This is a genomic window from Sphingomonas sp., from assembly GCF_040398505.1.
Lineage (GTDB): Bacteria > Pseudomonadota > Alphaproteobacteria > Sphingomonadales > Sphingomonadaceae > Sphingomonas.
In genome coordinates this window covers 1-4,875 of the sequence record NZ_JBBATX010000153.1, presented here as the reverse complement: position 1 = coordinate 4,875, position 4,875 = coordinate 1, and the positions used below count along the sequence as shown (strand labels likewise).

The 4,875-nt window shown below is 63.6% G+C and carries 4 protein-coding genes; 1 reads left to right on the top strand and 3 read right to left on the bottom strand.

Annotated elements, in window-relative coordinates; genetic code table 11:
- Nucleotides 1–363: 363 nt before the first annotated feature.
- The 3 genes from ABWP09_RS13545 to ABWP09_RS13535 form a co-directional block, all read right to left on the bottom strand.
- A complete protein-coding gene (locus ABWP09_RS13545; RefSeq protein ID WP_353205652.1) occupies nucleotides 364–1,758 on the bottom strand; it encodes a sensor histidine kinase in 1,395 nt (464 codons plus the stop codon).
- Nucleotides 1,759–1,940: 182 nt separating this feature from the next.
- The gene (locus ABWP09_RS13540) at nucleotides 1,941–2,606 is read right to left on the bottom strand and encodes a response regulator transcription factor (protein WP_353205651.1); all 666 of its coding nucleotides are present in this window, start codon (nucleotides 2,604–2,606) and stop codon (nucleotides 1,941–1,943) included.
- A 35-nt stretch (nucleotides 2,607–2,641) separates the two neighbouring features.
- Complete coding sequence (locus tag ABWP09_RS13535; protein WP_353205650.1) at nucleotides 2,642–3,043, bottom strand: hypothetical protein; 402 nt, start codon at nucleotides 3,041–3,043, stop codon at nucleotides 2,642–2,644.
- A gap of 4 nt (nucleotides 3,044–3,047) precedes the next feature.
- On the opposite strand from ABWP09_RS13535, the gene ABWP09_RS13530 reads away from it, so the two are divergent.
- On the top strand, nucleotides 3,048–4,841 hold the full coding sequence (locus ABWP09_RS13530) for an ABC-F family ATP-binding cassette domain-containing protein (protein WP_353205649.1): 1,794 nt from the start codon (nucleotides 3,048–3,050) through the stop codon (nucleotides 4,839–4,841).
- Nucleotides 4,842–4,875 lie beyond the last annotated feature (34 nt).

Genomic DNA, 4,875 nt, shown 5'->3' with positions numbered 1-4,875 from the left:
GGGTATCCGATGGTGGACGCCCTGTCCCCGTTGGTGCATTACACTTGCGTAACAAAGCTTGCGACAGCGTCCGGTCGCAGTAAAAAAATCGAGGGTGAGGCGTGCCGTTCCGTGTTTTAGGCCTAGTTTGCGCAGTCGTCGGTCATCGCCGGAATGCCGAATCACGGCGCAGCGAAAATGGCAGCGTCTTTGCCACGTGCGCGCGCTGTTCGATCGATTTGTACCGTGAACCGGTCAAGGGCAAATGGCGCGCTGCAACCGCCGTCGATCGTCAGCGACGCGGTTTCGATTTGACCGAAGAGCGGACGCCGGTCATCCCGCCGAAGAAGCGATCGCGGCGGCGCTGAGCAGGGTCGCCTGCGCTCAGTTGGCGGCAGGAAGCCGCAACCGGACCAACAGCCCGCCCAGGTCCTCGCTTTCCTCCAGGCTGACCGTGCCTTCGTAGATTTCGGCTACATCGCGCACGATCGCCATGCCAAGACCCGTGCCGGGCTTGCCCGAATCGAGCCGCACGCCGCGATCGAAAATCCGCAGCCGCTCTTCCGCCGGGATGCCGACGCCGTCATCCTCGATCAGGAACTCGACGAAGCCCGAATGCTTCGCGACGGTCACGAACACGCTGCCGCCACCATATTTCGCGGCATTCTCGATCAGATTGCCGAGCATCTCGTCCAAATCCTGCCGTTCGACATGAACTTGCAAATCCCTCGGCCCATCAGCGTCGATTCGGACGTGGCGGTAGAGGACCCCGACTGCACGCTCGACCGATTCGAGGCTCGGCCAGACATCGGCGCGGCTGTGCGCCGAGCCACGTCGGCCGACTGCGCGCGCGCGGGCGAGGTGGTGATCGACTTGCCGCCGCATCGTCCGCGCCTCGCGCACGACCGTCTCACTCAGATCGTCGGCCTGCGCGGTTGCCGCATTCATGATGACGGTCAGCGGGGTCTTCAGCGCGTGCGCGAGATTTCCGGCGTGGCGCCGTGCTTCTTCGGCCTGGCGCTCGTTATGCGCGATCAGGCCGTTCAATTCCTCGACCATCGGCGCGACTTCGATCGGCATCGGTCGCTCGATCTGGCGCGCCTTGCCCGCGCGCATCCGGGCAATCTCCTCGCGCACTTTCCGCAGCGGCCACAGCCCGTAGAACGTCTGTAGCGCCGCCATCACGATCAGCCCGAAGCCGAGCAAGGCGAAGCTGCGGACCAGCGTCTTGCGCAAGACCTTGATTTGCGCGTCGAGCCCGCTCCGGCTCTGCGCCACTTGAAACCGCCACCATACTGGCGACCCCGGCAGCTTCACGTCGCGTTCGACGATCCGCAGCATCCCGTCATGTTCGGTATCGTCGGCGACCGCGCCGGATGCAGCCTTGCGTGCCGCGTTCTTGTCGACGAACTGGTCGCTATCATAGGCATGGATGTCGCGGTCGCGATGCGCGCCGCCATAAGCGAGCTGCCTGTCCCAGAGCGAGCGTGAAGGATAGGGTTCCTGGCCGGGTGCGCTGACCTGATAGTAAAGCCCCGATCCGGGCTCGAGAAAGCGCTGATCGGCGAGCTCGCGATTGTTGATCACCTCGCCCATTGGCCCGACCTCGGCCGAGGTGATCAGTGAATTCAGCACATATTCGATCTGATCGTCGAAATTGCGCGTGACGGCCGTGGTCAGCACGCGGTCGAGCGCAAAGCCGCCACCGGTCAGCAGCAGCAGGATCCACCCCGCCGCAATCAGGATCATCCGCCGGCTGAGCGAGCCGGTCGTCCGCATCGGAATTGCGGGGCGTGGCTCGATGTCGATCGGCGGCAGCGAAGTGGCTACCCGTTCGGAGGGGTCGGCCTCAGCCACGTCACCCTCCGTTTGTCATCCCCGCGAAAGCGGGGACCCATCTCCGACACCACGAGATGGGTCCCCGCTTACGCGGGGATGACAATAGGGGCGTGTTGGTCAGGTCAGGCATTCACATCCTCGAGGCTGTAACCGAGCCCCCGAATCGTGGTGATGACATCTTGGCCCAGCTTCTTGCGGATGCGCGTCACGAACACTTCGATCGTGTTCGAATCGCGGTCGAAATCCTGGTCGTAGATATGCTCGATCAGCTCGGTGCGGCTGACCACCTTGCCCTTGTGGTGGAGCAGATAGCTGAGCAATTTATATTCCTGCGCGGTCATCTTGACCGGCTCGCCCGCCAGCGTGACCTTGCCGCTGCGCGTATCGAGCCGGACATCGCCCGCAGTCAGTTCGGCCGAGGCATTGCCCGCCGCGCGGCGAATCAGCGCGCGCAGGCGGGCGATCAGTTCTTCCGACTGAAAGGGTTTCGCGACATAATCGTCGGCGCCGGCATCGAGGCCGGCGACCTTGTCCGACCAGCTGTCGCGCGCGGTCAGCACCAGCACCGGGGCGGTGCGGCCTTCCTTGCGCCAGCGATCGAGCACGGTCAGCCCGTCGATTTCGGGCAGACCCAGATCGAGGATGATCGCGTCGTAATTCTCGGTCGAGCCCATGAAATGGCCCTCCTCGCCGTCGGTCGCGAGGTCGATCGCATAACCGGCGCCTTCAAGCGTCGCCTTCAATTGCTGGCCGAGATTGGGTTCGTCCTCGACGATCAGAACACGCATGTGATTTTTCCCTTTGGACGGCGCGGGGTCCGCGCTCAATTGCCGGTTCGGCCGATGATTTGCCCCGAACTCCCATCGACCTCGACCCAGATGACGGTTCCATCTCGCAGGAATTTCAACGTGTAAATCCCGCGATCGGTATCGAAGTCGAACCCAAGATACTGGCTGCCGCGCATTGTCGGCAAGACGCGGCCTTCAATGTCCCGCAGCGGCAGGATGCGGCCCTGCTGGCGCGCGCGAAACGCCTCGCGCTGGTCGCGGTGCTGCAACTGCGCGCCCGGTAGCGGCGCAGGCGCCGTCGCGGTGGCAAGTCCGATCATAAAGGAAACGAGCATCGTCATGGCCGTCGCATACGTGACACGCATTGAACAGCTTGTGAATGCACCGCTCAGAAACTTGTAAGGTTGCGGGTTATGCTGCACCGCAGTAACGACCAACGATATGGCCGCTGCACCAATCCTAGCTTACGAAAATCTCGGAGTCATTCAGGGCTCCGGTTGGCTCTTTCGAGGATTGGACATCCACGTCGGTCCGCGCGACCGGCTGGCGCTGATCGGGCGCAATGGCGCGGGCAAGACGACGCTGATGAAATTGCTCGGCAACATCATCGATTCGGACGAGGGCCGCCGCACGATCGTGCCGGGCACGCGCGTGATCCTGCTCGAACAGGAACCGGCGATGACCGGCTTTACGACGCTCGCCGATTATGTCCTGTCGGGCGACGACGCGCCGCAACGGCACGAAGCCGAAGCGATCGCCGATCAGCTCGGCATCGATCTGACGCGTGAAGCCGCCAAGGCCTCGGGCGGCGAGCGCCGCCGCGCCGCGATCGTCCGCGCGTTCGCACAAAACCCCGATGTGCTGCTGCTCGACGAGCCGACCAACCATCTCGACATCGGCGCGATCGAATGGATCGAGGAATGGCTCCAGCGTTTTCGCGGCGCGTTCGTCGTGATCAGCCATGACCGCACCTTCCTGACCAAGCTGACCAAACAGACTTTGTGGATGGACCGCGGCAATTTGCGCCGCGCCGAAATCGGCTTTGGCGGGTTCGATGCGTGGACGGAAGCGGTCTATGCCGACGAAGCGCGCAATGCCGAGAAGCTCGACGCCAAATTGAAGCTCGAAGAACATTGGCTGCTGCGCGGCGTCACCGGGCGGCGCAAGCGCAATCAGGGCCGCCTGACCAAGCTGGTCGAGATGCGTGCCGAGCGCGCGTCGATGGTCGGGCCGCAAGGGTCCGCCAATCTCACCATCGGCACCGACGACGCCAAGTCGAAGGTGGTGATCGACGCCAAGCACATCTCCAAGGCGTTTGGCGAGCGCACGATCATCGGCGATTTGACCTTGAAGGTCACGCGGCGCGACCGGATCGGCATTGTCGGCGCGAACGGTGCGGGCAAATCGACGCTGCTCAAGCTGCTGACCGGCGAATTGGAGCCCGATGGCGGCACGATCCGCTTCGCCAAGACGATCGAGCGGATCGTGATCGATCAGCAGCGCAGCAAGATGGAGCCCGACAAGACGATCCGCGACGTGCTCGCCGATGGCGGCGACTGGGTCGAGGTGCAGGGCATCCGCAAGCATGTGATCGGCTATTTGAAGGAATTCCTGTTCGAACCCGGCGTGCTCGATGCCAAGATCGGTACGTTGTCGGGCGGCGAGCGCTCGCGGCTGCTGCTTGCGCGCGAATTCGCCAAGCCGAGCAATTTGCTGGTGCTCGACGAGCCGACCAACGATCTCGATCTCGAGACGCTCGATCTGTTGCAGGACGTGATTGGCGATTATGACGGCACCGTGCTGATCGTCAGCCACGATCGCGACTTTCTCGATCGCACCGTGACGATCACGCTCGGGCTCGACGGCTCGGGGACGGTCGATGTCGTCGCGGGCGGTTATGAGGATTGGGAACGGCGGCGAAAAGCCAAGGCGCCCACCAAGCGCGGCGCGATCGCCAAAAACGCCACGTCCGCTACCGCCGCGCCGGTTCCGGGCGCGAAGGCCAAGCTGACCTATAAGGATCAGCGCGATTACGATCTCTTGCCCAAGCGGATCGAAGCGCTCGACGCCGCGATCGCGCGCGATCAAGTGCTGCTCGAAGACCCCGATCTCTACACGCGCGACCCCGACGCGTTCGAGCGGCTGATGGAAGCGATCGGCCAGGCGCAGGAGGACAAGACGCTCGCCGAGCTGCGCTGGCTCGAATTGGCCGAGATGGTCGAGGGGCAGGGGTGATCTGATCCTCCCCGTGCCGGGGAGGATTGAGTTA